Origin of the sequence: Rheinheimera sp. (assembly GCF_036568245.1) — a bacterium.
Lineage (GTDB): Bacteria > Pseudomonadota > Gammaproteobacteria > Enterobacterales > Alteromonadaceae > Alishewanella.
This window is the reverse complement of record NZ_DATCSY010000057.1, coordinates 1-3,678: the sequence shown is the minus strand read 5'-3', so window position 1 is coordinate 3,678 and position 3,678 is coordinate 1. Positions and strand designations below refer to the sequence as shown.

Annotated in this window: 4 protein-coding genes; all 4 read right to left on the bottom strand. The window is 48.4% G+C overall.

Annotation, left to right across the window (positions count from 1 at the left end; all coding sequences use genetic code 11):
* Positions 1-1,470: DNA polymerase III subunit gamma/tau (gene dnaX, locus VIN66_RS02580; RefSeq protein ID WP_331922534.1), on the bottom strand; the 1,470-nt coding region annotated here is incomplete at its 3' end.
* 46 nt (positions 1,471-1,516) lie between these two features.
* On the bottom strand, positions 1,517-2,065 hold the full coding sequence (gene apt / locus VIN66_RS02575) for an adenine phosphoribosyltransferase (RefSeq protein ID WP_331922533.1): 549 nt from the start codon (positions 2,063-2,065) through the stop codon (positions 1,517-1,519).
* A gap of 237 nt (positions 2,066-2,302) precedes the next feature.
* Positions 2,303-3,061 (bottom strand): DNA-binding domain-containing protein, encoded by a 759-nt coding sequence (locus tag VIN66_RS02570; RefSeq protein ID WP_331922532.1) that lies wholly within the window; start codon positions 3,059-3,061, stop codon positions 2,303-2,305.
* Positions 3,062-3,065: 4 nt separating this feature from the next.
* Positions 3,066-3,678 (bottom strand): DUF692 domain-containing protein (locus VIN66_RS02565; RefSeq protein ID WP_331922531.1); only part of this gene is annotated, 613 nt, incomplete at its 5' end.

Sequence of the window (3,678 nt, the reverse complement as noted above, 5' to 3'; positions counted from 1 at the left end):
TGAAGCATATTGCACGTCTCTCACCTGCGTCACTTTTTGTTGCGAACCGGCTGCCACAGCTGTGGCCTGATTTAGGTCGGCGGCATTTGCTGGCGCCTGCTGGCGCTCAGACTTTTTTGCCTGTACAGCTGCGGTTATCTGAACACCACGTCGGGCCATAATACGGGCAGTAACCGGGTCTATCCCCTCAACATCCTCTGGTTTCGTTGTCGCTTGCACTGACTGAGTGATAACAGGCGACGTTGAACTAACGACTTGGCTTTCGCTGGCCGGAACCTGCGTATTTTCAGAATCAACATGTTGTACTGTGGTATCAGCAGCAGACTTTAGCGCCACTTTTACCGCAGCGGCTGGCACCTGTGCATCTGAGTAGGGTACTTTATGCTGCGTCTCAGGAGCAAAAGCCATCGCCCGTAACAGAGCCATTTCCAGTCCGGTTAACGGATCTGGTGCATACGGCAGTTCTTTCTTACCGCTTATTAATAATTGATAGTAAAGTTGCACCTGTGCCGGAGCCAGTTTTTCTGCAAGCTGCATTACATAATCTTGCTGTGCAGAAAAAGCTGCAGCGCTTTGGCTAAACTGACTTAATGCCGTTAAATGCAGCAACGCCAGCATGTCGTCTAACACCTGGCTGAAATGGCTGTGCTGCTGAACCAGCGCTGCCAGCTGGATTTGTAGCTGTGTTGCATCCTGTGCGATAACCGCCTGCAGCAGCAGTTGTGCCCAGCTTTGATCCAAAAAGCCAAGCATGTTGCGTGTGGTGTCTACTGTGATATCTGCATTGCTTTGCGCAATAGCCTGATCGGTTAAACTCAGAGAGTCGCGCAAACTACCTTTAGCTGCGCGCGCCAGCATCGTTAATGCCGCCGCTTCAAAAGGAATATGCTCCTGCTCCAGCACATACGCCAGATGCTGTTCGATTTGCTGAGGGCTCAGCGCCAGTAAATTAAACTGCAAACAACGTGACAGTACCGTTATAGGCAATTTCTGTGGATCTGTTGTTGCCAGTAAAAACTTAACGTGCGGTGGCGGCTCTTCCAACGTTTTAAGCAAGGCATTAAAGCTATGCTTGGACAACATGTGCACTTCGTCAATCAGATACACTTTAAAGCGGCCACGGCTGGGGGCATATTGCACGTTATCCAGCAGATCCCGTGTGTCTTCCACTTTCGTGCGTGACGCCGCGTCGATTTCCATTAAATCGACAAAGTTGCCAGCATCAATCTCAACACAGGCACTGCACTGGCCACAAGGCGTTGCACTGATCCCCTGTTCACAATTTAAACTTTTAGCAAAAATACGCGCTATGGTGGTTTTACCAACACCGCGGGTGCCGGTAAACAGATAGGCGTGATGCAGCCGGTTATTGTTCAGGGCATTGCTAAGGGCATTTTTTACATGCTCCTGCCCAACTAACTGGGCAAAATGCTGTGGACGCCACTTGCGTGCTAAAACCTGATAACTCATAACGGCTGCTGATATCTTAGTAGTTGTATACGCAGACAGACTAAACTTATTCGCCGCTATACTCAACCAGACTAAGGATATTTAATCCGGCTTGCTCCAGCCGTTTAACGCCACCCAACTCAGGCAGAGCAATAACAAAAGCTGCATCATTTACCGTACCGCCTAATTGTCGTACCAGTTTAGCTGTCGCATCAATGGTACCGCCGGTTGCCAGTAAGTCATCAACTAACAATACTTTGTCGCCGCTGCTGATAGCATCTGCATGCAGTTCAAGCGCATCTTCACCGTATTCAAGCTGGTAGCTTTGCGAGATACGCTGACGCGGCAGTTTGCCGGGCTTACGTACCGGCACAAACGAAATACCCATCGCATAAGCCAGCGGAGCACCGAAGATAAAACCACGCGATTCTGTGCCAACAATCTTAGTAATGCCTGTATCAGCATAGAAGTGGCAGAATGCATCAATAACCTTTTTGAAACTTGGGCCATCCTGCATCAGGCTGGTAACGTCACGAAACACGATGCCCGGCTTGGGGTAGTCCACGACTGTCTTAATAACCTGTTTTAATTCAAGCTCTAATGCCTGCTTATCCATATCAGAAACCTTTTGTTTGAGCATCCCTTTTGGGACAAAAAAGCCGCCCTCAGGCGGCCTTCATATTCTTACCGTGTGCCTTATGCCAGGATCTGAAACCAGCGCACTATCGGTGCCAAACACAGTAAAGCCACAAACACTGCTACCAGGGCCAAAAACTGCCACAGGTTAAACGAGTCTTTAAAATTTTCGCCTGCCATTGCACTACTCTTCTGTTATCAGCGGGTTTAAGGGCGTTTATGGTAATGAATTTTGCTCCGCTTGAAAAGACATCAAAACGCCTTTTGCGGCAAAGCTCTGCATAACACTGACAGCTCCCTGCCATAACTGTTGCCGGTCAAACTGAGGCAATAATGGCTGAAGCTGCTGCACCAGTTGTTCCAGTGTAGCACCTGGCGCCTGATACAGCTGCTGTAACAGCGCAGCCGTGAGCTGATTAATCAAAACAAACTTTACGTCATCTTCGCCATCGCGGTACAACAGATAACATTGCACATCACCTGCCGACACGGGCTGAAAATCGATACTTATCTGGTGCACCGCAAAAGGGTAAGCTAACACTAACGCCAGGTCAGATAACTGCAGTGCGACCGAGGCAACTTGATCTGCCGGCACCGGTTGTTGTGACGCACAGATTTTTGTCGCTAAATACAACTCAGCCCACTCGTAATGCGCCAGTTCCAGCATAAATACCGGGTCATCGCCGCTAAGCGCATACTCCTGTTGCAAGTAATGCAAAAAGTGCTCGGCAATATGCAAAAAATAGGGGCTGGAACAAGAATACTGCATAAAAAACTGTCTTACCAACGCCTGCCAGGCCGTTGGTCGATACAACGACTGTAATACCGGAAATGCACTAGCAACAAAGCTTTGTACATTGTTAAATAACAATTCGCGGTATACCGCCATCCGCCGCTCGTCAATATCTGCCGGCACAGACAACTCAGGGTTTCTTACCGCCGCCACGAATGCCTGTTGTACCTGCTGAAACTGCATCAGATCACGCCCTTAATACCATGCTATCGGCAGCGCTATGCTGCAAATCTTTAATGTGTGTTAATTCCTCACATAACACATTAAGCTCTGGAATGTTAAAGTCCCGCTCCAGTAATGTTGGTTTAACACCATGCTGCTTGTAGGCCATTTGCAATAATCGCCAAACCGGGTCTGCCACAGCAGTACCGTGCGTATCAATCAGCAAGTCTTCGGCTTCTTTGAAGTGACCGGCAACATGATAGTAAGCAATACGTGACGATGGCATCGCCTGCAGAAACTGCTCCGCGCTATAACCATGGTTCACTGAATTGACATAAATATTATTTACATCGAGCAACAACTGGCAATCCGCTTCCTGCAACACTGCAAGGGTAAACTCCTGCTCTGACATTTGCTGTCCAGGGGCGGCATAATAGGACACATTTTCCAGTATCAATGGCTGCTCGAGAATATCCTGCACCTGACGTATGCGTTTAGCAACATAGTGAACAGCCTCCTGTGTGAACGGAATAGGCATCAAATCATATAAATGACCGTTACCTGAGCAATAACTTAAATGCTCGCTGTACAGGCTGATATTATGCTGTTTAAGGAACTGTTTAACCTGCCGGATAAAT

Bases quoted from the DNA above. Each gene is read 5' to 3' on its own strand.
- apt (WP_331922533.1), bottom strand. From the start codon at position 2,065: ATGGATAAGCAGGCATTAGAGCTTGAATTAAAACAGGTTATTAAGACA.
- VIN66_RS02570 (WP_331922532.1), bottom strand. From the start codon at position 3,061: ATGCAGTTTCAGCAGGTACAACAGGCATTCGTGGCGGCGGTAAGAAAC.